At 55.1% G+C, this 24,779-nt stretch carries 21 protein-coding genes; 16 read left to right on the top strand and 5 right to left on the bottom strand.

Features of this window, described 5'->3' with window-relative positions:
* The first annotated feature begins 52 nt into the window (after positions 1–52).
* A complete protein-coding gene (locus LT972_RS06970; RefSeq protein ID WP_232572478.1) occupies positions 53–997 on the top strand; it encodes an alkaline phosphatase family protein in 945 nt (314 codons plus the stop codon).
* Here the strand turns inward: LT972_RS06970 and LT972_RS06965 are convergent, their stop codons facing one another.
* Positions 998–1,945, bottom strand: a complete 948-nt coding sequence (locus LT972_RS06965) for a hypothetical protein (protein WP_232572477.1) — start codon at positions 1,943–1,945, stop codon at positions 998–1,000.
* 234 nt (positions 1,946–2,179) lie between these two features.
* On the opposite strand from LT972_RS06965, the gene aglF reads away from it, so the two are divergent.
* From aglF to LT972_RS06950, 3 genes are all read left to right on the top strand, one after another.
* Positions 2,180–2,899 (top strand): UTP--glucose-1-phosphate uridylyltransferase AglF, encoded by a 720-nt coding sequence (gene aglF / locus LT972_RS06960; RefSeq protein WP_232572476.1) that lies wholly within the window; start codon positions 2,180–2,182, stop codon positions 2,897–2,899.
* A 61-nt stretch (positions 2,900–2,960) separates the two neighbouring features.
* Complete coding sequence (locus LT972_RS06955) at positions 2,961–3,887, top strand: glycosyltransferase family 2 protein (RefSeq protein ID WP_232572475.1); 927 nt, start codon at positions 2,961–2,963, stop codon at positions 3,885–3,887.
* Between the two features lie 70 nt (positions 3,888–3,957).
* Positions 3,958–5,400 carry a lipopolysaccharide biosynthesis protein gene (locus LT972_RS06950; protein ID WP_232572474.1) on the top strand — a complete coding sequence of 481 codons (1,443 nt, stop codon included), beginning with the start codon at positions 3,958–3,960 and terminating at the stop codon, positions 5,398–5,400.
* 5 nt (positions 5,401–5,405) lie between these two features.
* Here LT972_RS06950 and LT972_RS06945 read toward each other — a convergent pair whose 3' ends face one another.
* Together LT972_RS06945 and LT972_RS06940 are read right to left on the bottom strand one after the other, a co-directional pair.
* Positions 5,406–6,842, bottom strand: coding sequence for a sulfatase-like hydrolase/transferase (locus LT972_RS06945; protein WP_232572473.1), 1,437 nt, complete (start codon positions 6,840–6,842; stop codon positions 5,406–5,408).
* Between the two features lie 147 nt (positions 6,843–6,989).
* The gene (locus LT972_RS06940) at positions 6,990–8,510 is read right to left on the bottom strand and encodes an alkaline phosphatase family protein (protein WP_269780553.1); all 1,521 of its coding nucleotides are present in this window, start codon (positions 8,508–8,510) and stop codon (positions 6,990–6,992) included.
* Between the two features lie 533 nt (positions 8,511–9,043).
* Between LT972_RS06940 and LT972_RS06935 the strand changes: the two genes are divergently transcribed.
* From LT972_RS06935 to LT972_RS06880, 12 genes are all read left to right on the top strand, one after another.
* The gene (locus tag LT972_RS06935; protein ID WP_232572471.1) at positions 9,044–9,814 is read left to right on the top strand and encodes a glycosyltransferase family 4 protein; all 771 of its coding nucleotides are present in this window, start codon (positions 9,044–9,046) and stop codon (positions 9,812–9,814) included.
* Positions 9,815–10,245: 431 nt separating this feature from the next.
* Complete coding sequence (locus LT972_RS06930) at positions 10,246–11,028, top strand: class I SAM-dependent methyltransferase (RefSeq protein ID WP_232572470.1); 783 nt, start codon at positions 10,246–10,248, stop codon at positions 11,026–11,028.
* A 347-nt stretch (positions 11,029–11,375) separates the two neighbouring features.
* Positions 11,376–12,662 (top strand): nucleotide sugar dehydrogenase, encoded by a 1,287-nt coding sequence (locus tag LT972_RS06925; protein ID WP_232572469.1) that lies wholly within the window; start codon positions 11,376–11,378, stop codon positions 12,660–12,662.
* Positions 12,659–13,648, top strand: coding sequence for an NAD-dependent epimerase/dehydratase family protein (locus LT972_RS06920; RefSeq protein WP_232572468.1), 990 nt, complete (start codon positions 12,659–12,661; stop codon positions 13,646–13,648). The genes LT972_RS06925 and LT972_RS06920 overlap by 4 nt, the downstream gene beginning before the upstream one ends.
* Before the next feature lie 37 nt (positions 13,649–13,685).
* The gene (locus LT972_RS06915; protein WP_232572467.1) at positions 13,686–14,216 is read left to right on the top strand and encodes an NUDIX hydrolase; all 531 of its coding nucleotides are present in this window, start codon (positions 13,686–13,688) and stop codon (positions 14,214–14,216) included.
* Positions 14,217–14,292: 76 nt separating this feature from the next.
* Positions 14,293–15,426, top strand: a complete 1,134-nt coding sequence (locus LT972_RS06910; protein ID WP_232572466.1) for a DegT/DnrJ/EryC1/StrS family aminotransferase — start codon at positions 14,293–14,295, stop codon at positions 15,424–15,426.
* Complete coding sequence (locus tag LT972_RS06905; RefSeq protein WP_232572465.1) at positions 15,419–16,552, top strand: glycosyltransferase; 1,134 nt, start codon at positions 15,419–15,421, stop codon at positions 16,550–16,552. The genes LT972_RS06910 and LT972_RS06905 overlap by 8 nt, the downstream gene beginning before the upstream one ends.
* A 39-nt stretch (positions 16,553–16,591) precedes the next feature.
* The gene (locus LT972_RS06900) at positions 16,592–17,665 is read left to right on the top strand and encodes a glucose-1-phosphate thymidylyltransferase (RefSeq protein ID WP_232572464.1); all 1,074 of its coding nucleotides are present in this window, start codon (positions 16,592–16,594) and stop codon (positions 17,663–17,665) included.
* A 288-nt stretch (positions 17,666–17,953) separates the two neighbouring features.
* Complete coding sequence (gene rfbB, locus LT972_RS06895) at positions 17,954–18,901, top strand: dTDP-glucose 4,6-dehydratase (RefSeq protein ID WP_232572463.1); 948 nt, start codon at positions 17,954–17,956, stop codon at positions 18,899–18,901.
* A gap of 135 nt (positions 18,902–19,036) precedes the next feature.
* Positions 19,037–22,300: an oligosaccharyl transferase, archaeosortase A system-associated gene (locus LT972_RS06890; RefSeq protein WP_232572462.1), complete on the top strand. Its 3,264-nt coding sequence runs from the start codon at positions 19,037–19,039 to the stop codon at positions 22,298–22,300.
* Positions 22,297–23,235, top strand: coding sequence for a DUF368 domain-containing protein (locus tag LT972_RS06885; RefSeq protein ID WP_232572461.1), 939 nt, complete (start codon positions 22,297–22,299; stop codon positions 23,233–23,235). Before LT972_RS06890 ends, LT972_RS06885 begins: the two co-directional genes overlap by 4 nt.
* Positions 23,236–23,277: 42 nt before the next feature.
* The gene (locus LT972_RS06880) at positions 23,278–23,637 is read left to right on the top strand and encodes a hypothetical protein (protein ID WP_232572460.1); all 360 of its coding nucleotides are present in this window, start codon (positions 23,278–23,280) and stop codon (positions 23,635–23,637) included.
* A 63-nt stretch (positions 23,638–23,700) separates the two neighbouring features.
* Here the strand turns inward: LT972_RS06880 and LT972_RS06875 are convergent, their stop codons facing one another.
* Together LT972_RS06875 and LT972_RS06870 are read right to left on the bottom strand one after the other, a co-directional pair.
* Positions 23,701–24,063 (bottom strand): helix-turn-helix transcriptional regulator, encoded by a 363-nt coding sequence (locus LT972_RS06875; protein WP_232572459.1) that lies wholly within the window; start codon positions 24,061–24,063, stop codon positions 23,701–23,703.
* Between the two features lie 25 nt (positions 24,064–24,088).
* Positions 24,089–24,775: an NRDE family protein gene (locus LT972_RS06870; protein ID WP_232572458.1), complete on the bottom strand. Its 687-nt coding sequence runs from the start codon at positions 24,773–24,775 to the stop codon at positions 24,089–24,091.
* Positions 24,776–24,779 lie beyond the last annotated feature (4 nt).

Raw genomic sequence — 24,779 nt, 5'->3', positions numbered from 1 at the left:
TTATTTAGACAAGTGCGAACTGTTTTTACCGCTATCGTAGAATCAGGTATCTATGACCGGCTCAAAGCAATCTCTAACTCAGTCTGGATTGCAGATTTATCGGTCTCAAGGACTCAAGCAACTGGTTCGTGAGGGATTCTTCTATAGTTACGAATCTATGCTACGAGCAGGTTGCTCTCTGTTCGGCAACAAAAAAGGGAAAAACATTTTCTCCGATGATTGGGACGTTCTCCTCATTCTGGATGCGTGCCGAGTGGACTTGATGCGGGAAGTCGAGGATGAATACTCGTTTCTGAACTCAGTTGGGACTCGCTGGTCGGTAGCCAGTACTTCTGCGGAGTGGATGAAAAATACATTCACGGAAAGGCACCGAGATAGAACCGAGAACACAATTTACGTCACTGGGAACCCCTTCAGCAACGAGCACGCCAACGCAGACGATTTTGCGGAATTCCACGAAGTCTGGCGGGACGGCTGGGACGATGATGCAGAAACTATTCGGCCTCGGCCACTCACTGACACTGCTATCTCACGATGGCAGTCGCGTGAAGACGCGGACCAGATGATCGTTCACTACATGCAGCCACACTATCCGTTCCTCGACTCTTCACTCGCTGGAACGGGCCTCTCGCTAGAGAGTTGGGGAGAGACATTCGATTCGAGGAACGTTTGGGAATTACTCCGAGACGGAGAGATAGAACAGGAAGATCTCTGGGATGCCTACCGTGAGAACCTCCGAACAGTTCTTGATGAAGTCGAGTTGCTGTTGGATACCATCGATGCGGGCACCGTCGCAATAACAGCGGACCACGGCAATGCTATCGGAGAGTACGGTATTTATGGACATCCTGGCGGAATTTGTCTCCCATCCCTCCGGAACGTCCCATGGGTCACAACTAGTGCGACACAAGTACGCGAATACGAACCGAAGATGACCCGCCAAGGAACGACTGACGAAGATGTATCCAACCGGCTAGAAGCACTCGGATACCGGTAATTAGGGCGCGTGCCGAGAGTTTGCTACGCGACGGAGAAACGTCTGGAAGCGGTACGGAATACGGTTTGCCACGCGAAACCAACCTACACTCAATGCTCGCCGCATCCAATTTTTTGTATCCGACTCGAGTTCCAGCAACTCGGCGTACTCATCCCACTCTGTCTGAGGTAGAGCGGTACTGAGGAGTTTCCGATCGCCATAGTGGAGGCCTGCAACAGACGACGGAATCCGAAGAAACGCCGTGACTGGGTAATTGTTCTTTAGCAGAAGTTGTGTGAACGGGTACTCCTGTGCGAGCAGTGACAGTGCAACTTGATCACTGTAGAACAGCGGGGTTTCATTCCCTGCCGACTCAACGATGTTATTACTGTTTTCGGACCGAATATCCATAGTCACGTCCAGAAGTCGTTTGGGTATCGAGAGATCGTGCGCAACGACAACCGCCGAGTTGTAGAACGGATACGGTAACTCACCGCCGAGCACTGACGACACGCGACGAGTGGGCTCATCAAATCCGTAGCGCTCGTACAATGTCTCCCAAACGGGAATTGATACATTGTTCGTCCAGAATGACCCACGAAGTGTGCATGGACGAGCGCTCAGTGCAGCGTCATCTGCAGAGAAAGTGAGGCTATCCAACAGAATGATGTCGGTATCGAGCATGACCGCTCGCTCTACTCCGCTACGTTCTGCAGCGAGTTCGAATGCCCGAAGTTGGGCTGATATGGGGTACTCGGGGTCAGGATACGGGCCAATTTCTACCGTTGCAATCTCCCCCAAACCCTCCAATAAACCACTAGACATGTGTCGTGCACCCGTTTCGGGAACGAATACTACGATTCCCGCATCAGGATGGTGCGTCTGAATAGAACGGGCAAGAGCGAGTGCTTGGTTGCCAAATGCACCTTGGTCTGCCGTGATTGCGAAGACGGTCTCCTCGTTAGTCATTGGTGTTTTGGCACGGCTAATCGAATTAAAGAAGCCCCCGGGGCAGCCAAACCAACAACCACTTTATACTTCATCTCCTTCACGAATCCCATCGTTGCCACAACGTTCGACAGGCCTCTACAAAATGTCTCTGCTCGGCACATGCCCAGCGTTACGACGAATATGAGTGAGCCGATGGTGAGATAGACTGACCACACCAAACCTATTTGCCGCCCCATCAACTCCCACCGAATAATGCAAGCCGTCGTTCTCGCTGCGGGAGAAGGCACTCGACTCCGCCCCCTCACAGACGATAAGCCGAAAGGGATGGTCAAAGTCGACGGTCTGCCGATTCTAACACACGTCTTCGAGCAGTTGGAGGGAATTGGCATCGATGAAATCATTGTCGTCGTCGGCTACCGGAAAGAGAACATTATCGGTCACTTCGGTGATGAGTTTCGGGGGATTCCAATCACGTACGCTCACCAACGAGAGCAGAACGGACTCGCTCACGCACTGGTCACTGTCGAAGACCACGTCGATGATGATTTCGTGTTGATGCTCGGCGACAACGTTTTCGATGCGAACCTCGGTGAAGTGGTTGAGCGACAACAATCCCAGCACACGGACGCCGCGTTTCTCGTAGAGGAGGTTCCTCGAGAAGAAGCGTCCCGGTATGGAGTGTGTGACACCAACCACGACGGCGAAATCGTGAACGTCGTCGAGAAACCAGATGATCCACCGTCGAATCTGGTCATGACGGGGTTCTATACCTTCACTCCCGCAATCTTCCACGCCTGCCATCTGGTCCAACCGTCGAGTCGTGGCGAGTACGAGCTCTCCGAAGCCATTGACTTGCTCATCGAGAGCGGCCGCACGATAGACGCAATTCAAATGGAAGGATGGCGAATCGACGTGGGCTATCCTGAAGACCGCGACCGGGCTGAGCAACGTCTCCGCGAAGAGTCCACCTGACCGGCGCGACGCCGCAACCAGAGCAGTATCGTTTTATCATTCACCCTCCGAGTCGAAAATGATGACTGCCCCCGGAACCGTGAGCGTCGTCATCCCGACGTACAACCGGGCAGACGTACTCGGCAAAGCAATCGACAGCGTTCTCGCTCAAACCTACGAAGACATCGAAGTCGTCGTCGTGGATGACGCATCGACTGACGGTACCGAACGACTGCTCGACGAATACGAGACCGTCCAGTATTACTGTTTTGAGGAGAACCAGGGGGCGAACGCAGCTAGGAACAAGGGAATCGAGTTAGCGGAGGGAGAATTCGTCGCGTTCCTGGATGCAGACGACTACTGGAAGCCAGACAAACTGGAACGGCAACTCGAAGCGTTCGACGATGCACCAGAGAACTGTGGCCTCGTCCACACGGCGATCGAAATTCAGGACTTCGATGGCGCAACCATCGACAAGGTCTCTACGGCGGCACCCGACAATCCGAAACGTCGACTCCTCCTCGGTGACTATGTGGGGACGTTCTCGAGTATCGTCGTGAAAACCGAGGTATTCGAAACTGTTGGTGATTTGAAGCGAGACCTGCCGAGTTGGCAGGACTGGGAGTTCTACCTCCGCGTTGCAGACCACTACGGCTTCAAAGCAGTACACGAACACCTGACGGTCAAGCGCTCCGGAAAAGACGACCAAATCAGCAAGAACCTCGACACGCTCCTCGAGACGACGTATCCGTTCTTCGAATCGCTCATCGAAGCGCAGGCGAGTGAATATGGGGCGGTATTCCGACGGCGGGCGCTCGCTAGACTACGAATGGAAGTCGGGGATGCTGCACTCGTGAATCGGAACTCGGCGATTGCCAGGCGGTATTTCGCGAACGCAATCCTCGAATATCCCTTCGAACCGAAGCTCATCATGTATCTCTTGGTGTCTATTCTTGGGATTGACGCGTATGATCGGTTGTTAGATACGAAACGAAGCTTCAGGGCATGACTCGAAGAGAACTGATTAACTGCGGCTCAGGTGCAGATTTTGGACTAATTCGCCACTCAGGAGGGACTCGATGAAAACCCCTGCAGAGGTGGATCTAACTCGCGAGGCGCTGTTCACCTTTCTCTGGGACAGTCTGGACAAGATAGCTGCATTTGTCGCATTCGTCTACTTCGCGAACTACTTTTCAACTAGCAGTTTTGGCACAGCGTACACCCTAATCGGAATCAGTCTCATATTGGGGAGTGCTCCGAACGCGATCGCGATTGCGATCCGAAAACGGATCAGTGAAGATACGAGCGACTACGAGCGATTTTTCACATTCGGAGCTATCTTCATAGTGGGATACGCAGCCCTATGTGGCGCGGCAGTCTTTTGGCTGGGGTCAGTTACTGAACTACCGTTTGAACCACTTGCGGTTGCTGGAATCGCGCATCTGCTCGGTCGAACGTTCCTTTTCCACGTTGAGCGCATCTTCGATGGAGTCGGATCCACGGGGACAGCAGCCGGCCTCGATTTCGCTGACGGACTACTCACTGCTGTACTTCGATTCCTGTTCATTCTTGGATTTGGGATGGGTGCTGCGGGATTAATCTATAGTGCTGCGCTCTCTGGCTTGCTCGTTGGTTTGACCGCGTACCTCCGACGGTTCGAAATTCCGACGCAACCACCGAGATGGTCCACCTTTGACGACGTCCGCAATTTCTCGGGCTGGTCTCTCCTCTCTCGCCTGGGAAACGAGATTCTGGAGAATTCAGTGGTCGTTCTTCCAGGGCTATTATTCTCACCGACGTTGGCATCCTACATCAAGTCGGCCAAGAACCTGATTGAACCGGCTCGTATTCCAGTGAGAAGCGTTATCGAGTCAATCTTCGTGCAGGTGAGTGCCAGTATCGAGCGAGGCAACAATCCGGTCCAAGCGATCCAGAACGGTGTAGATGTCGCCATTCTGTTCGCGACTCCATTGACTGCCGGAGCTCTCGTGCTTGGGGACGAAGTAATGGTAACAGTATACGGTGCACAGTATGCTGATTCGGGATACATCTTGGCTGCTGTCGCAGCGGCATTCGTATTCCAAGCACTTACAAAAATACTCACCAGCTCCCTTGCTGGGTCGAACTACCCCGATTTAGTCGCAAAGTCAAGTATACTAACCACGGCCGTAGCAGTCCCACTGTTTGCAGTTACACTTACATTGGATTGGGAGTCCCTTTTCCTCTACTGCCTCGTCGGCTCTCACGCACTCCGCTCAGTAATCTCTCTCTATTACCTAAATACAAGTGTTGCTTCGGTAACCGACCTTTCCTGGCGGTTCATCGGCCACCAACTCGTAGCGTCTACAGTGATGGCTGTGATGGTTTGGGTACTGCTACGAGAGACGGCTATATCGTCGTGGATGTCGCTGTTGTTCATCGTTGGGGCTGGAGCAGCATCGTATGGACTGGTACTACTCACAATCAGCAAAGAGGGACGTCGAATCGCGAATACAGTTCTAAAGCGGTTAAACGTCCCCTGAGTTCGTCACCGATAACCCAATTCCTCGAGGCGGTCCTTTACACCGGGCTCAATTGGCTCAGTTCGATCTTCACGAATATCGGGGGTCCGCAGAGTCGAGAAAGCCGCTGAAACTCGAGGCTCTATCTCGTATTCGTCGTTCGGAGTGGCTACTTGGGCGTCTTCAATTGAGACCGACGCTTCGCTGTCGCCCCACTCTGTGAGTTTCACGACCTTGTCGCCGATTTGCTGGACGACGCAGTTCGCAGTAGGTTCTTCACCGTCTGTCTGTGAATCGATTTGTTGGGCGGCTCCGCCCGTATAGCTGATACGTGCTCCAGTCTCAGCGCTGAAATCTGTCGGTTCGAAGTCCTCAGAGACCATCGATAGAATCACATCGTGAATTCGAGTGAGTGAAACTGGATTCGTTACCGAACCACTCTGTTTGGAGGGAGTTCGGACTAGAAGGGGGACATTTGTCTGGACTGGATGGATACCTGCTTTGTGCTCTACGACAGGTTCGTCAGGACGGAGAAAACTGTCCTCCCCGAATCCTTCCCCGTGGTCGCCAGTAATGATGACAAATGTATCTTCAAGTGCGTCCCGTTCCTTGAGACCGTGAATTAAGCGCTTTATTGCGTGGTCGCATTGCCGAATTCCGCCGTCGTACAGGTCCTCAAGTTCCCGTAATTTCCACAGGGGCTCATCCTCTCGAAGGAACGGCCATACGGGGTCTGAGAGCGATTTCTGTACTTCCCAAGCCGTAGAATCACTCCACAGGTCCATATCTGCCGATGGAACATATGGGCGGTGAGCGTCCATGAGGTTGATACATCCTGCCCATGGGCCAGAAGAGTCGCGAGACCACTTAAGGAAGGAATCAACGTAGTACTCTCCAGTTGGTTCAGCGAGGAGCCAGTTCGAAACACGCTCTGGGAAGTCGTACTGAACTTTCGCTGCGACGCCATTAAGAAGAGACTTCAACGGCGCATCGTGCGATAACGATTCACGGATGAATGCGAGGTAATCGCCGTACTCGTTTCTGTGTGCGAATTCACCTGGATTCAATCCACTCGGATAAATCACACTCGGCTTCCCACGAACGGTGTCGAAGGAGTGCTTGAGGCCGACCTCCGCCTCTGTCAGCCAGGTGTTCTCAGAGAAAACACCAGTATCGTATCCCCGCTCCGATAGCTTGTGAAATACTGTCTCCTGAGGATTGATGCTGTCTTCGGTACTAGTAACACCGTGCTCAGCAACGTCGTACCCAGAGAGCATACTCACGTGACTCGGAAGTGTCCAAACACCGGGAGACCACGCAGACGTAAACTTTACTGACTCCTTCTCGAACTCCGATAAAAACGGCGTCGTTTCACGGTCGTGTCCGTAAATTCCAAAATTCCGGGCGCGCGCTGAATCTAAAACGACTAGTAGAATGTTCGGAGGGCGAGTCGTTTCACTCATAGTAGATATCTACTAGCAACACCGGAATAAAGTTTTGTCGTGTATTGTCTATGTACGCCAACACTATCAAGAAAGACGCCTGAAAACACGAATTAGGTCAGGAGGCAACGAAATAAGCGTCGGGTCGTCGCAACGAAAATAGCCGCGTTACTCGAGGTATCCGAGATCTTGGAGCCGATCGTTTACGTCCTGAGTAGCATCTTCGTGGCCGTTGCTTCGTCCAGACATGGTTGCCGTAGTGTACGAAACCTCCTTGTTCGCAGGTTCTGACCCCGGTGCAAACAGATCCATGGCCACAGAACCAGAGAATCCCTCAGGAATCGGCTCCCCAAATAAGTGAAGGACAGTGGGTGCTATATCGGTAAGGTAAGGCGTTTTCACATCGTCACTGGAACCAAAGCTAGGTCCTTCCGCGATTACCACTCCCTGCTGGGCGTTGTCCGCGAGGACACCGTGCGGCGAACCCCACACCTGTTTTTCGTCTTCAGAGTGTTGGTTCTTGACCTCGAAGCCGTCGTTCCATCGGACCAGCAGGTCGGGGGCATTCTCCCCAACTGGGTCACCGTACACGTCTGAGGCAGGCACGATGTCCTCCAGAGCCCGTCTGCCCGTTTTGGGGTCTTCCACCGCAAGTAGTTCATTAGTGAGTGCATCTGCAAATGACGGATCATCATCCAGCAAGTACACAGGCCCCTGTGGAAGTGCTACGGCACGGGATTCGTCGAAATCGATTCTGGACTCGTATTCCCCCGAGTCAAGCAATCGACGACCAGAACCGACACGTTGGCGAATAAATTCTGGAAGAACGCGACCGACCTGCTCTGAGATTCCAAGGGCATCGGTTACACTTTTGACGTAGTCCACAACTGAGCGGTCATCCTCGGGAGCGGTAACCGAAAGATACCCCTGTTGTTCGAGCCACGCGTTGAGATAGAAAACCCGCTCGACCTCGTGCAGCCCGTGGTCGGAATGAATAATGAGGTTGTCGTCACTATCGACCAACTCGCCGATTCGCTCGTCGATAACTTTCCAGAGGCCCTTCACTTCCGGTGCATCCCACGCCTTGTGCTGCATGACGTTGATGTAGAAGAGGGTGAGATTGAGGAAGTCAGGGTCGTGCTCTTCCAGCAGCCACTCCGCAACGTCGAAGCGCTGTTCGATCATCGCCTCGAAATCGGCTACGATCTCTGAGTCAGTTGCGTTCTCGACAGACGGGTACTCCTTCGGATGGAGCTGGTAATCGAACTCACTCTCCAGAGTGTCCGACAGGGACTCTGGATACGTGTAGTTGTCTGGGTCGGCGAAGGGTCCGCCGCTCACGAAGTGTCCATCAACCGCTTGGGGCGGAGAGTTAAGCGGAACGCCCATGACCGCAACCTGGTACCCGGCGTCGGACAGTCGCTCCCAGTAACACTCGTCGGTGAGCGGCAACTGGTCGGCCCCGACGAACTCGTTTGTCTCCCGGTCGAGTTGTCGCCACCAGTAGACACCGATGTCGTCGGGGTTCTTTCCGGTCCCGTAGCACCGCCAGGCAGGACTAGTGACTGGCGGGGTTGAGCTTTCGAGTTCGCTGGATGTACCATTCTCAACAATCCCGGAGAGCGTAGGAAGATCGTCCAGCCATCGATCCAAGAGCGTCCAAGTCGTACCATCGATACCGAGGACGATTGTAGTGATAGTAATCCCTCTGAGCGACTTTAACGGTCTAAATATTTAACAACCCGTGGTTGCTCCGCTCAGGTCACACTCGGAACTACAATTCCGTGGTGAAATCAAGTTCAACAAAAGAATTGAAGTATCGATGTCTCAAGCAGTGAGTTAGATATGGGGAGCTCAAACGCCAAACGTAGAATCGCATTTGTCGGTTCTTTTCCTGGTTGGTCAAATCGTGATGACGTAATTGAAGAGGGACTCAGGCGGAGGGGGCACACAGTTCAGAAAGTTCAATCGCCCAGTCTTTTCACTCGTCGAAGACAGCGAAATCTGTCCGACCGATTCGACGGGTATCTACTCTGGGTATTCCTCGTCGCACTCATATTGATAGAGAATACCCTAGCACTCCTTTACTCCGCTTTACACCTGCGAACTCTCAAAGACGCAGATATCCTCTTCGCGGCAAACGCTTCAGATTACAGTGTATTTTCAATGAAGATATTGGCAATTGTTCTTGACTCCCCCTCTACTTTGATTCGCACGGTGGTTTGTACTACCCGAACGTTCTTGGTAGACAACTAGTAGCCCAGAACTCCCCCGCCGCTCGACTCTATTTCAAGCTAGATAAACTGGCGATCAAAGTAGCAAACAAATACATTTCTCTAACGGATGCGATGACTGAGGAGTTTGCCGATGCTTTCGACTTACCGATGGAAAATGCTGTAACAATTTACTGCGGGGTAGATGAAGATCGATTTGCAAGCCGGGAAGGAGGTAATAATGACAGTAACGTTGACGTGAATATTCTGTACTGGGGGAACTATATCAACTTCCATGGCGTTTCAGAACTTCTCTCTGCTGCCGAATCTCATCCTGATAAAGAGTTCGTCTTTCTCGGTGATGGTGGGAGCCGGACAGAAATCATGGAGGACGCAAAACGAAAATCACTAGATAACGTCAAATTCGAGGGGTTTGTAGACAATAAGACGCTTTTGGCCTACATTGATGCTGCAGACCTAGTTAGTAATCGGTTAGTCCACAACCCTCACGGAGATATTGGTATTGGAAACAAGGCTGCAGAAGCCGCGTATTTCTCGAAGCCCATGCTGAGTGTAGACTCGCCTGCAATTTGCGAGCTATTCGAAGACGGGGAGACGGCGGTTTTACTTGAAGATAGAACAATGGTGTCAGACCGAATTGGACAGTTCTACGAAATGGAAAAGGAAGGCAGTATTGGAGATCAGGCAGGAGAGGTCTATGATGAATTTATGGAACCAGAGATTGCAGCGGATAGATTTCTCGGGAATGCCGACGACTGAGTCCGAGTTATGACACCTTCTGTGGGGTACTTCACAGTCCTGATGGAAGATTCTACTATCCCACAGGGTTTCCTGTCAAAGTAGTACCCATATCGACATTCTTGGCCGGATTAAATAAGGCACTTCTATTCACGAATATTCCGGGAGAGACAGTTACAAACTTAGAATCGTTCTCTCGAGAATCACATCTTAGGTGCGGGAGTTAGATGAGTGCGTAGATTGAACTAATACTCTCAGCAAGTTCCTCATCATCCTTGAAATTTAATCGCCCCAGTTTTGTTAAGAGAATGGGGTTCATTCGCGTGGGTCTTCAAAAGGGATTGGGTGTGAATTTGTGAACGACTGGGCTTCTGATTACAGGATTCAGGAGACAATCCATTAAATGTGATTTTCAACATCACTAAGTATGCGATAGGGGCTAATGGATAATTATGCCAGGACAGTCTCTACCAACCAGGGTTTGGGAGATTTACTCCGAAGAGGGTTTGATAAGTCTACTAAACAGTATTCAATCGTATATCCGAAACAAAACACACTCGAATTATACAAAAGTAGTAAATTCTTTAAAACGTTTCACGCCGGATAAATCGCGACAACTGGAACTAAATGACGTTGTCGTGCCAGTAAATATTAATTTGCTCGATGTGTATTCTCCATACTATGAACCGGCATATCCAACAGAAAATGATCCAGAATATGAATATACTGAGGTTGAGTCGCTTAAATCCTATGCTGAGAAGGGTGACGAGGTAGTTGTCATTGGTGGCGGGCTCGGTGTTACAGCAGTAGTTGCAAGCAAAGTGACGGATAGCAAAGTAACTGCATTTGAACAATCCAAGCAAACATATGAGATATTGAGTCAGACAATTGAATTAAATGATTGTACCGATAAAGTCGACATAGAGTTGGCAGCGGTGGGTGAAGTGGCCGGGTCAAATTTCACTCAGAATCCACCATCTGATGTGAATAGAGTCCCGGCAAGCAAACTGCCCCACGCTGATGTTTATGAAATGGACTGTGAAGGCGCAGAAACTGCAATTTTACAGAAGATGGATGTCAAACCATCGGTTTTACTTGTCGAGACGCACAATAATCATAGTGAAGTAGTGGACATTCTAAATAGTAAGGGATACGATGTCGTTGAAGTAGTGGAGAACGGCAAGAATCAACACCCATCTTGTACACATATTAGAGCACAATTATCAATAGACTAATCGATTGTCACTTCTATACTACCGGCGGTTCGTCTGGACAGGCCGCTGATGCAGATCGAGTTAGCTGCACACTTTGTGAGGCGTGGATAATTTTTCCAGAGTGAGGGCTATTAGTGGCGCAATTCGAGCTTCATTACACTCGAAACACATATATAAAATTTGGAGGGTTTAGAATTTCAATTTGGGAAATTTCGGAGCGCATGAGATAGGGGTTCAAGAACAAACTCATCACCGGTTCCAGGATATCAAGGTGTGAAGTCTGGTTCTGACTGACTGCAGATTTACTGGTACGTTCTTCGGACAAAAGCTATGATAAGGCTAATAGGGACGTGCATCAGCATGGATGTATGCGGATTGGAATCATCGGTGGTGGAGGCCATGTTGGTCTGCCCTTAGGTATAGTACTCGCCGATGCTGGCTTCTCAGTAACACTCATTGACAAGGATGAGACTAGACTGCAAACGGTCGAAAGTGGAGAACTGCCGTTCAATGAGCCAGGAGGCGAGGAGATGCTCGAAACTGTACTGGCCTCCGGTCGCTTAGATACGACTACTGAAATTGAGACAGCTGAAAATTGCGATGTCATCATGTTCGTCATTGGTACCCCCATCGACGAACACCATAATCCACAGATGGACGTTCTGTTAGATGTCGTAAACGAGGTGATTCCAAACCTCAGCGACAACCAGTTGCTAATTTTCCGTTCGACAATCTATCCGGGCACGACAGAACTCGTCTGTGAAACCCTAGAAGAACGAGGATTTACGGTCGGAGAGGACGTCTACGTCTCGTTTGCCCCAGAGCGAATAGCACAACACAAAGCGTTTGAAGAGATTGTTGGTCTCCCACAACTTATCGGTGCGCCAGACGACGACAGCTACGAGCGTACCGCGGAGGTATTCAATAGTATTCTTGAAGAGGACTGCCTCAGATTGAATCCAACCGAGGCAGAACTCGGCAAACTGTTTACGAACATGTGGCGGTACCTAACGTTCGCCGCAGCGAATGAATTCCACCTAATCACGGAATCCTTCGCCACACACCACAACGTCAACGTAAACAAGATTCTGGATAAAACTGGTAAGAACTATCCCCGGTTTGATGTCCCATCTCCAGGCGCCAACGTCGGTGGGCCATGCCTGACGAAGGACGGGTGGTTCCTAGTCGATAATATCCCATTTAACGAACTTGTTTCAACTGCCTACCAGATCAACGAAGGGATGCCCGCCCAGATCATAAAAAGAATGGCCGAGAAGTCCCCCGACCCGTCTAAAATTTCAGTTCTTGGAATGACTTTCAAAAGAGATTCCGACGACGTCCGGAACTCTGTCTCATTCAAAATGGAGAAACAACTCCAGATGAAGGGGTATCGAAATGTCGTCGAAGTGGAACCGAATGTTCCCGGTTACGACGATTTGGAAGACATCGAGCAAAGCGACTGGGTGATTCTCATGACGCCACACACAGAGTTCGAAGATTTCGATTCGATTCAACGCCGTGTCAATAACGATGACTGTCTTTACTGTGATATCTGGGGTGTCTGGGATGCTGCCAGATACCAATCTGACAACGGCTACTTTGTGGGGCGGGAATTGGACGACGAGCTCAGCGGTGAAACCGAGGTGAGTCTATGAGAATTCTGGTAACCGGTAGTGAGGGATCGCTAATGCAGTGGACTATCAAACACCTACTGCAAAACGATCATGAGGTGGTTGGCGTGGATAACCACGCTAGATACGACGACTACAACCACACCCGAGTGGTTGACCCGGAGGAATACGAATTCCACAAAGCTGATCTAACAGAACATGATCGAGTGATGGATCTCGTAAGTGATGTAGACGGGGTCATCAACGCAGCTGCGTTAATATATGGTGTCAAAGGGTTCCATGAATATCCCGCAGATATTCTTTCCAACGACGTAGTCATCCACCGAAACATTCTGGAAGCAGCAAAGAAGCACGATGTGTCGCGTGTAGCGTATCTGTCCTCGTCGATGGTATATGAGCAAGATGAACCGCCTCACAATGAGGCGGATGTGTGGAAAAGCCGAGTCCCCTCAACTGACTACGGGCTCTCGAAGGTTGTAGGAGAACGTCTTAGTATGGCGTTTGAAGAACAATATGGTATCGAATACACAATCTGGAGGCCATTCAATATAATCACCCCTTACGAGAAGAGTGAGGACGAAGCAGGGATTAGCCACGTCTTCGCCGACTTTTTGCGGAAGATACTCGTCGAGAAGCAGAACCCAATGGAAATCTTCGGTGACGGAGAGCAGGTCCGTTGCTTCACGTGGATCAATGAGGTTGCAGAAGCAATTGCTAACCAGTCGTTTGCAGATGCAACGACAAACGAGACGTACAATCTGGCAAATCCTGAGCCAGTAACTATGAAAGAACTTGCTCGTCGAATTTTCGCGAAAGGAAGGGATCACGGAATTGTTAGAGGTGAAGAACTAGAATTCGATTACGTTCCAATATATGACGACGACGTGAAGAAGCGAGTTCCCCACGTTAATAAAGCGAACGCAGACTTCGGCTGGGACCCAAAGGTCAAATTAGACGATTCACTCAACCGTTGTATTGACAACATGGATGAGATATACGACGAGATTTGAGTGTAGTAATATAGCTGGGCCGGAATAGCACAATTTCATGGGAGAAAACTGGCAGACACTTAGTCAAGATACAAAATTCGAGTGTCCGTGGTTCTCTGTTGGGTCAGATCAAGTGAGAAATCCCGACGGCGAAGTCAAAGATTATTACTGGGTTGACCGCCCGAAAGATGCAATCGCTGTCGTAGCAGTTTCAGACGGAAAAGTTGTAATGGTAGAACAGTATCGCCCCAAATTAAAACAGAAATTCACAGAGTGTCCAGGAGGACACGTGGAAGAGGAAGAGTCGCACATTGAGGCAGCCAAGCGTGAATTACGTGAGGAGACCGGGATATCGGCAAGTGAATTCTTCCACCTATCTACGTACTACCCAACGGCAACGGCACGGTATAAGCGTTCGATAATTGTTGCAGAAGGATTATCCGAGGGACAATCTACACCTGAAGACTCAGAGTATATAGACTGGCGATATGTCTCTGTTGACCGAGCATTGGACATCGCAGCTTCCCAACCAGCGACTGGATGGACCTTAGCACCGCTTACGTTGGCTCGTGAAAGGGGATATATCTAAAATTCAACGTGCAGATTTCAGGTTTCTCGGCGGGGCCTCCGAAACCATTATTGAAATCCCCCCATCGTCGTATGTCATGGAAGACGAAGTCCCGCTGTACAAGCCCGAGAACGTTATCGGGGACGAAGTCCTCGCGGGTATCGGGGACGTCATTGCGTCTGGGTGGCTCACACTCGGACCGGAGACGCGGTCGTTCGAAGAGTCCTTCGCGGAAGCGCACGGCTGCGAGCACGGAATTGCAGTAAATTCGTGTACGTCTGCTCTGTACGCGTGTCTGCGAGCTCTGGGAGTGGAAGCGGGCGATACAGTGGTTGTTCCGGCGATGACCTTCTCTGCCACTGCGAACGTCGTCGAACTACTCGATGGCGAGGTAGTCCTCTGTGACGTGAACTCGAATGGGAACATGGATACTGAGAGCCTCCAGCGGCTACTCGACGAACACGACGTCTCAGTTGTCATCCCGGTTCACCTGTATGGCTTGCCGGCCAACATGACCGAAATCACGGACATCGCCGAAGAGCACGACGCAGCCGTAATCGAGGACTGTGCGCACGCGCCTGGTGCCACACTCGACGGAAAACCAGTCGGGTCGTGGGGAGATGCGGGATGCTATAGTTTCTATGCGACGAAGAACATGACAACAGGTGAAGGCGGGATGGTCGTCACGAACGACGAAGAGATCGCGGCCGACGTCCGAAAGCTCAGAAATCACCATCAGACGAAGTCCCCCGACGAGAAGAGGGACAACTGGGGCTACGACGTGGATGGCCTTGGGTTCAATTTCCGAATGAGTGAAATTCAGGCGACCATCGGGAATAGTCAGCTCCAGCAGCTTCCCGCAATGAACGAATCGCGACGGAACGTTGCAGACCGATACGTCGACGCCCTTCAGAAGATTCCTGGACTCGAATGGGTTGGGGAAAATGAATCAAGCACCGAACATGCCTTCCACCTTTTCGTGATCGAAGTCCAAGGAGAGTACCCATTGACACGGGCAGAGTTGTACGACTATCTCTCCGAAAGAGGGATAATCACAGGCGTTCATTACCCACCAATCTCCGAACTCTCGTACTACAACGACGTGGCTGGAGAGCACACCAACGCGGATACGCTGTACGAGGGTATTCTATCAATTCCGATGTATCCATATATGACGGACGATGAACAGGATTTCGTCGTAGACGCACTTCGAGACCCGACGAATGAGTAACGACGTTGGCCACTTCGTTTCAAATTATCTTCCAATCACAGAGACGTTTATATATCAATACCTTACTAATCACGAGCGATATGAGCCGTTCGTCTGTGGGACGTTCAGTGAGAACGTGGATCTGTTTGAGTTCTCCCCAAGAGAGATTTTCATGGAGTTACCACGGTGGAATCCTCGATTCTGGACCTATGGGGCTCTCGCCAAGTTAGGTGTCAAGGATATCAGGGACACTTACTACCCCCGAGTGCTGGAGCGACGAGACCCGGATATTATGCACGCCCACTTCGGGCCGATGGGCGTAGATTTAGCTCCGTATCAACGTGACAATCGGAAGCTAGTGACGTCATTCTATGGGTACGACGCTTCGCGCTTCGTTCAACAAGAAGCGGACGCACGAGAGCAGTATCAGACGCTGTTCGACCAGGGAGACCTCGTACTCGTCGAGGGACCGGCGATGGCCGAGAAGGTGGAGGAGTTGGGCTGTCCGAGGTCCAAGATAGGAATCCAGCGAATTGCAATCAATACGTCACGCATCACACCGCAGTATCCAGACGTAGACGGGGGTATTCGCGTACTGATGGTCGGCCGATTCGTCCAGAAAAAGGGAATGCCAGACGGAATCAAGGCATTTGCAAATGCGTTCAAGAGGAACGATGCAGAGTTGCGGATTGTCGGTGGTCCAGGAACCTACAAACAGAAGCAACTGCAGAAGATCGCCAGAGATGCGAACATTGAAGATAGTGTGACGTTCACGGGGTTCCTAGAGTACGACGACTACTTGAGGGAAGTTCATGAGTGCGATCTTTTACTGGCGCCGAGTAAGCTGGCCGACTCGGGGGACTCAGAAGGAGGCGCTCCGACAGTCCTGCTTGAAGCACAGGCGTCCGGCAAACCGGTTGTGTCCACGACTCACGCGGATATTCCGTACGTCGTTGAGGACGGTGAAACCGGTATTCTCGTGGAACCAGGTGACGTTACTGCACTGTCCGAAGCGTTAACATCGTGTACGGCAGATCCTGAAAAAATGGAGGAGATGGGGCGTGCTGGTGTCAAACGAATGGCCGAGCGCCACGACATCGGTGTTCTAGCACCAAAGCTTGAGCAACGCTACGACGAACTTCGATAATCCCTTGTCGGGGGTGTACGAAGCCCAATCAAGAACAAGATGAAGGGAGTCATACTATCTGGCGGGAGAGGGACCAGGCTCCGACCGATTACCCATACTGGACCTAAGCAGCTCGTACCAGTCGCTAACAAGCCGGTAATCCAGTATGCCGTGGAGGATTTGGCTGAGGCGGGAATAGAAGAAATTGGAATCGTACTCGGTAAAAAAGGCGCCGAAGAGATCCAGGACTTCCTTGGCGACGGAAGCGAGTTTGGAGTTGAAATAACGTACATCTTCCAAGGGGAACCATTGGGATTGTCCCACGCGGCAGGATGTGCTCAAGCATTCGTTGGGGACGATGACTTTATAATGTACCTGGGGGACAATATGCTGAAACAGGGTATTTCGGAACTTGTAGAGAGTTTCGAGTCAGGAGACTTTGACGCTGGAATTGCCCTCCAAAGTGTCGATAATCCAGAACAGTTCGGCGTCGCGGCTGTTGATGAGGAGGGAACAGTGACACGTCTCGTTGAGAAGCCCGAGAACCCCCCTAGCGATCTCGCGCTCATCGGCGTTTACGTTTTCTCGCCCGCAGTTTTCGAGGTTATCGAAGAACTTGAGCCGTCGTGGAGAGGCGAGTTAGAAATCACGGACGCCATTCAGGAACTGTTAGAGAATGGAGGGCGTATTGATTCACACGTCGTGCGTGGTTGGTGGAAAGACACTGGGAAGCCAACGGATATTCTGGAAGCGAATCGTTTAGTTCTGGACGACAAAACGGGTAGGATACAGGGAGAAATCAGAGACGGCGCGGAAATTTCTGGTGACATTGAACTCCAGCAGGGCGCTGTGGTTGAAAGTGGTGCAGTAGTTCGTGGCCCTGTCTCTATTGGTGCGAATGTAACAGTGACTAGCGGAACGTATGTGGGCCCGTATACGTCCATTGGCGCGAATACGACCGTTGACGGAGCTCATATCGAGAACAGCGTTATTATTGGCGACTCAACGCTATCCACGTCCGAAAAAATTGTAGACAGTCTGCTGGGCAGCGGAACTGAAATCGAAAGTTCGGATGGCCTGCTACCCGACGGTCACCGCTTGGTTGTCGGCGAAAACTCAAGCCTGAATCTATAGAATGAAGATAATCACCCACACGTGTCCCACGTGCGAAACGGTCGTAGCTGCCAACGTTCTAGAGCGCAATAGAACGATGAAATGTCCGAGAAGTGGTTGTGAGGAAATCCTGTCGTTCGATGACCTCAGTGACGAGGATCAGACGTACTTCCTCAAGAATTGCGAGAAGTACCAGTTGTGAATCGATAAAATATACTGACCTCTCAGGTGTTTGTGGTCGGAATAGTTTCTAAGAGGTGTCAGAGGACTTGGTAACAGGTTTACCGTTGTCCCTCCCACGAGAGTACTATGAGGATACTCGTCACTGGAGGAGCCGGATTCATCGGGTCCAACTTCGTTCACTACATACTGGAAGAAACAACCGATGAGGTAGTGACACTAGACGCACTGACGTACGCCGGTTCCACCGAGAATTTAGAATCGGTCATGGACAATCCACGACACAAATTCGTAGAAGGGGATATTCGAAACGAATCCCTTGTATCAACCCTGATTGAAGATGTAGATGCCGTTGTGAATTTCGCTGCCGAATCTCACGTTGATAGATCAATTGATAGTTCTGAGGCGTTCGTAGCGTCTAACGTTGTTGGCACCCAGACCCTACTTGACGCTGCACTCTCAACTGATATAGAACGGTTTGTTCAGATTTCCACGGATGAGGTCTATGGGCAAATTTTAGATGGAACGTTTGAGGAGGGGGACCGACTGGGTCCTCGGAATCCGTACGCCGCGACTAAGGCGTCTGCCGACCTACTCGCCTCAAGTTACCACACTACGTATGGATTGCCCGTCTCAATCACAAGGTCGTCAAACAACTACGGACCTCGGCAGCACCGCGAAAAACTCATTCCAAAATTTATCGCGAGAGCAATGACTGGCCAGACGCTCCCAGTATACGGCGACGGTTCAAACGTACGCGAATGGACTTACGTTCGAGACAATTGTAGGGCAATTGACCTCGTACTGCGAGAGGGGGGTAGTGGAGAGATTTACAACGTAGGGAGTGGCGTGGAACGTTCAAACCTAGAGGTCACCAAAAATATCGTCGATCTCACAGGTGCCTCTGAAGATCTAATCGAATTTGTCGAGGACCGCGCCGGACACGACCAACGCTATGCTCTCGCTACAGACAAAATCGAATCACTTGGTTGGGAAGCAGAATGGGACTTCGAGGAAGGACTACGACGAACGGTCGAAGACATACAAAACCGGGTGGAAGAAACGTCGGGAGCATAAATTATGAGTTGGCAGACGGTTCAATCCGGAGGACAGTCTAATCTGTAGGCCTCCGTGCTGCCGCTGGCCCTCACCGGAATTGCAAGTCGTGTGGTTTCACAAGGCTTATTCGCGCTCTATTAGTCCCTACACGCAATGAGCGAGAAGACTGAAGCGTCGAGGGAGTCCTCCATCTCGTTCGATTCGGCCCTCGACGTGCTCGAAGATTGGTATCACGTGCCGGTTATCGGCGCGGTGTTGGCGTTCATGTTCTGGGTTCGCGTCCAGTCGTGGAAGGCCTTCACCGTCGACGGCGAAGTGTACTTCTCGGGGAACGACGCTTACTACCACTTCCGGGAGGTGATGTACACGGTCCAGCACTGGCCGCAGACGATGCCGTTCGACCCGTGGACGAACTTCCCGACGGGGACGAGCGTCGGTCAGTTCGGGACGCTGTACGACCAAATCGTGGCGACGGCGGCGCTCGTCGTCGGGATGGGCGACCCGTCCCAGAACACCATCGCGTTGACGCTGGTGTTCGCGCCCGCTGTCTTCGGCGCGCTGCTCGCGGTTCCTGTCTACTTCCTCGGGAAGCGCATGGGCGGCCGCCTCGGCGGCGTGTTCGCCGCCGTCGTCCTCGCGCTCCTGCCGGGGTACTTCTTGATTCGAACGCGTGCGGGCGCCGCCGACCACAACGGCGCCGAGCCGCTGTTCCAGGCGGTGGCCGTCCTCACGACGATGGTCGCGCTCGCGGTCGCTCAGCGCGAGAAGCCAGTCTGGGAGCAGTTCCTCGACCGCGACGTCGCTGGCCTCCGCCGCGTCGTCGGCTGGAGCGCGCTCGCCGGCGTCGCGACCGCGGCGTACATGTGGATGTGGCCGCCGGGCGTCCTCCTCGTCGGCATCTTCGGCGTCTTCTATCTGGTGAAGCTGACGAGCGACTACTACCACGGGACCAGCCCGGACCACGTCGCCGTCGTCGCCGCGGTCAGTTCGGTGACGACCGGTCTGCTGATGTTCGTTCCCCTCGCGACGCTCGAGTTCTCTGCCTCCCGGTTCTCGCTCCTCCAACCGATAGCCGCTCTCGGCGTCGGCCTCGGCGCGGTGTTCCTCGCGTGGCTCGCTCGCCAGTGGGACACCCAGGACTTCGACGCCACGTCCTACCCGATTGCAGTGTTTTCGCTGGTCGTCGTGGGCGTCGCGGTCGTCTCGGTCGCGCTTCCGAGCCTCTGGTCACTCGTCGAGACGAATCTCCTGCGCTTCGTCGGCTTCAGTTCCGGCGCCGCCACCCGAACCATCGGTGAGGCACAGCCGTTCCTCGCTCGCGAGTCGCGGTACGGCCTCGGGATGTTCGGTGTGGTCTTCCTCGAGTACGGGCTGGCGTTCTTCACTGCACTGCTCGGTGCGGCGTGGATTCTGCTCCGTCCGCATCTCGCGAGCGGGAGCGTGAAGCGCATCGCCGGCGCTGCGGCCTCGGTCGTCGTGGTCGCGACGGTGTTCGCGGCGCCGCAGTTCCCCGAGTGGCTCGGCGGCATCTTCGGTATCGGCGGCCAACTCACCGCGCTCGCGATCGTCGCGGTGACGCTGACTGCGGTCGCGGTGACGGCGGAGCGTGACGCAGAGCAGTTGCTCGTCGTGGTGTGGGGTGCGTTCATCACGTCGGCGGCGTTCACGCAGGTGCGGTTCAACTACTACCTCGTCGTGCCGGTGGTCGTGCTGAACGCCTACCTGCTCGGCGAGTTGCTCTCCGTGCTGGCCCTCGACCGGCCGGCGTCGGCCATCGACGAGGTGAGCTGGTACCAGGTCGGGACGGTGACGATGGCCGTCCTGCTCGTGTTGGTGCCGGTCGCCGCGCCCGCGGTCGCGGAGGCGACGAACAACGACTCGAACCCGAACAGCGCGAGTCCGATTCGGCTGACGAACAACAACGGCCAGCAGGTCCCGCTGCAGTCCGCGATTACGGTCGGCGCGTCGAACAGCCCGGGCGAGGTCATCGAGTGGGACGACGCCCTGGAGTGGATGAAATCGAACACGCCGGAGGTCGGTAACTACGGCGGCGCCGGGAACGCGGACCAACTCGACTACTACGGGACGTACGCGCAGACCGACGACTACGACTACCCCGCGGGCTCGTACGGCGTGATGTCGTGGTGGGACTACGGCCACTGGATTACGGTCGAGGGCGAGCGCGTCCCGCACGCGAACCCGTTCCAGCAGGGCGCGGACAACGCCGCGAACTTCCTGCTCGCGGACAACGAGAGCCAGGCCGAGGACGTGATGGCCGGAATCAGTGAGGACGACGCGAAGATGCGGTACGTCGCCGTGGACTGGCAGATGGTGCTCCCGAGCGCGAAGTTCGGCGCACCCATCCAGTTCTACGACGGCCCGCGCTCGCTGAGCGGGAACGACTTCTACCGGCAGGCGATCAACTCCCAGTACGACGGGAGCCAGATCACGAACTACCAGTCGCTCCAGTCGGCGTCCCTGGTGAAACGCCAGGCGTACTACGAGTCGATGATGGTTCGGCTGTACCGCTACCACGGGAGCGCACAGCAGGCTCAGCCGGTCGTCTTCGACTGGCGGGACACGCTCCAGACGCCGAGCGGGGCGGAAGTCCTGAGCTTCGACTCGTCGACGACGAACGTGCGCTCGTTCGAGAACATGTCCGCAGCGGAGGCGTACGTGGCCAACGACTCGACGTCCCAGATCGGCGGGACGAGCGCGCTGCCCTCCGAGGACGTGCCGGCCCTGGAGCACTACCGGCTCGTCGGTGTGAGCGACGACAACCTCGCGCCGTTCAACTACCTGCGTCAGCTCGGCCCGCAGCGGCCGATGGCCGTCAAGATGTTCGAGCGCGTGGAGGGCGCCGAGGTGACCGGCACCGGGCCGGCGAACACGACGGTGACCGCGCGCGTGACGCTGAACATGACGCAGATGACGAGCAACCAGGACGGCTCGCACCCGCAGTTCACGTACGTCCAGCGCGCGGAGACCGGGCCGGACGGCGAGTTCACGATGACGCTCCCGTACTCGTCGACGGGCTACGAGAACTTCGGGACCGACGAGGGGTACACGAACGTCTCCGTGCGCGCCGCTGGTCCCTACGAGTTCACGACCGGGAACACGACGGCCGCTGACGGCATCACCGTCGTGGAGTACAACGACACGGCGGACGTGACCGAATCGCAGGTGCTCGGGCAGTCCGACGAGACGGTGACCGTGGACCTCGAACGCAGCGTCGTCGACCGGCCGGAGGGCGCACAGAACAACACGTCCTCCGCGTCGCTGGTCGACCCGTCGACGGCGGTCGAGACCACCGAGGAGTCGTCCGCAGACGGCAGTGACGGCTTCGACGGGGCCGGCGCGACCGCGGCGGCCGTGCCCGCGCTGGCTGGTCTCGTCGCGATTCGACGCACTCGATGACGTCGGCGCGCGACTGGGTCGCGGTCTACCTGAAGGGTGCGGCGATGGGCGCGGCCGACGCGGTTCCCGGCGTCTCCGGCGGAACCATCGCGCTCATCACGGGCATCTACGAGCGCCTCGTCGGCGCCATCGCGGCGCTCGACCCGCGGGAGGCGCTGTCGCTGTTGGCGTTGGTGCCGCGACTCGGGAGCGCGAGCGCTCGCGAGGAGTTCGCGGGCGCGCTCGCCGACATGGAGGTGCCGTTCCTCCTCGTGTTGGGCGTTGGCGTGCTCTCCTCGGTGGTGACCGTGGCGAACGTCGTCCACGTCGCTATCAACGACTACACGGGGCTGACGTTCGCGTTCTTCCTCGGGCTCATCGCGGCGTCCGTCGTCGTGCTCGTCGGCGAGGTCGAGGTCGACACGCCGGGCCGCATCGCCGCAGGCGTCTTCGGGTTCGCGTTCGCGTTCCTGCTGAGCGGGCAGGCCCAGGCCGACGTGCTGCCGGGCGGCGTCGCGGTGATGGTCGTGGTCGGCGCGTTCGCCATCTGCGCGATGGTGTTGCCGGGCGTCTCCGGGTCGCTCATCCTGCTCACGGTCGGGAAGTACGACGTGATGACGGGCGCCGTGAGCGACGCGACGGACGCCATCTTCGACGCGCAGTTCGCGGACGCCGTCGAGCCGGTGACGACGCTCGTGGCGTTCATGGCGGGCGCACTCGTCGGCATCCTGTCGTTCGCGCGCGCCGTGGAGTGGGCGCTCGAACACTACCGCGCGGCGACGCTGACGTTCCTCGTGGCGTTGATGGCTGGCGCGCTCCGGGCGCCCGCAATCCGGATTTCGGATGCGACCGGCGCGTGGAACGCGGGGACCGTCGCGCCGCTCGTCGTCGCGGCCGTCGTGGGCGCGGGCCTCGTGCTCGCGTTGGACGCGACGACCGACGACCTCGATTACTGACTCTGGGGTAGCGTTTTCTCGCCCGCGGGCGTACGATTTGGTATGAGCCACCCGTTCGGCCGCGGCGCCGTCCGAGACATCGCGGACGTGTACGGCGTCGACGAGCGCGCGCTGGCGGACGCCGCGGCGTCGGTGCAGGCGGCGGTCGGGAACTATCCGGGCGCGACCATCGACGGCCTCGTCTACGAGTGGCGCCAAGCGTTCGCCGAGGACCCGCTGGTCGAGCGCACGCCGACGCGCTGGGTGTTGCTGGTGCCCGAGCGCGTGTGGACTGACCTCTGCGAGCGCGGCGGCGTCAGGGACGACCTCAGGCCGGTGCTCGCGGCGCTCCACGCGTCGGCGTTCACCGGGGAGCGCGACGAGGACGACGAGCGCGTGCCCCTCGTGCTCGCGCGGTCGTAGTCGTCACTCGCCGTGGCGGGGAATCACGAGACGCCGCGAGAACAGTAGCCGACCGCTCGCTCTTTACTCCTCGTACGCGAGGTTCATCATCCACTGCGAGAAGGCGTCGCTCTGCGCGTCGACTTCCTCCTCGCCGACGAACGGCGACAGCATGTCGCCGGCCATCAGCAGCGAGAAGTCGAGTTCGCGCTCGTCGATGACGGGCGTGATGAGGTAGGTGGTGTTGCCCTCGTGGACCGACTCCTCGCGCTGGACGAATCCCTTCTCCTCGAGTTTGGAAGCGATGCGACTCCCCTTCCGCGAGGACACGTCGAGTTCCTTCCAGAACTCGCTCTGGTGGATGCCGAGGGTCTCCCGGACGAGTTCCAGCCCTGCGCGTTCGTCCTCGGAGAGGTCCTCCTCGGTGACTTCGGCTTCGGCGCTCATGTACCAGACACGGACCGCGACGCGTTTAAAGGTGGTCGTTGACGCGTCGATACTCCGTCTCGCAGGGCGGGCCGTCCGCGAACTCGTAGACGACGTCGCCGTCTTCGACTGTCAGGAGCGACGACGACCGCGTGCCGTAGCCGTCGCGGTGGAGACACGCGCCCGTCTCGTGGTCGCGTAGCGCCTCGCGGGCGGCGTTCCGCCACTCGGTCGCCGTCTCGTGGCCGGTGAGCGCGCGCCGGACCGCACGCGACTTCTCCGTGCCGTCGTCGAACCCCTCGTTGACGACGACGTGCGTGCCGGGGTCGAAGGCGTGCTCGCGGAGTTCGCCGTCCCACTCCAGCAGGACGCAGTCGTCCTCGTCGGCGAGCACGAGGTTGAACCCGGCGTAGTCGGTCCCGGCGACGGCGCGCTCGACGGTCTCGATGGCTGCGCTCGCGGTCTCGGCGGCGAGCGCGTCCGTGATGAGCAGCCCCCGCGAGCGCTCGCCTTCGAGGTCGGTCCGCCGGTTCGTCACGCCGACGAACACGCGGTGTTCGTTCGCGCCGATCCACGTCCCGCCCGCCTGCTCGTCGCGGGGCATCACCACTCTGGGGTCGCCGTCGCGGACGCTCGGCGGCGTCGACGGCCGACCGGTCGCCTCGTCTCGGTTCGCGCCGACGACGAGCCACGCGTCTCCGAACTCGCGCCACGCGAATGCCAGCGTACACACGACC

Source organism: Halobacterium litoreum (genome assembly GCF_021233415.1).
GTDB classification, from domain to species: domain Archaea; phylum Halobacteriota; class Halobacteria; order Halobacteriales; family Halobacteriaceae; genus Halobacterium; species Halobacterium litoreum.
The sequence above is the reverse complement of the archived record's forward strand: the minus strand, read 5'-3'. Positions and strand labels throughout refer to the sequence as shown.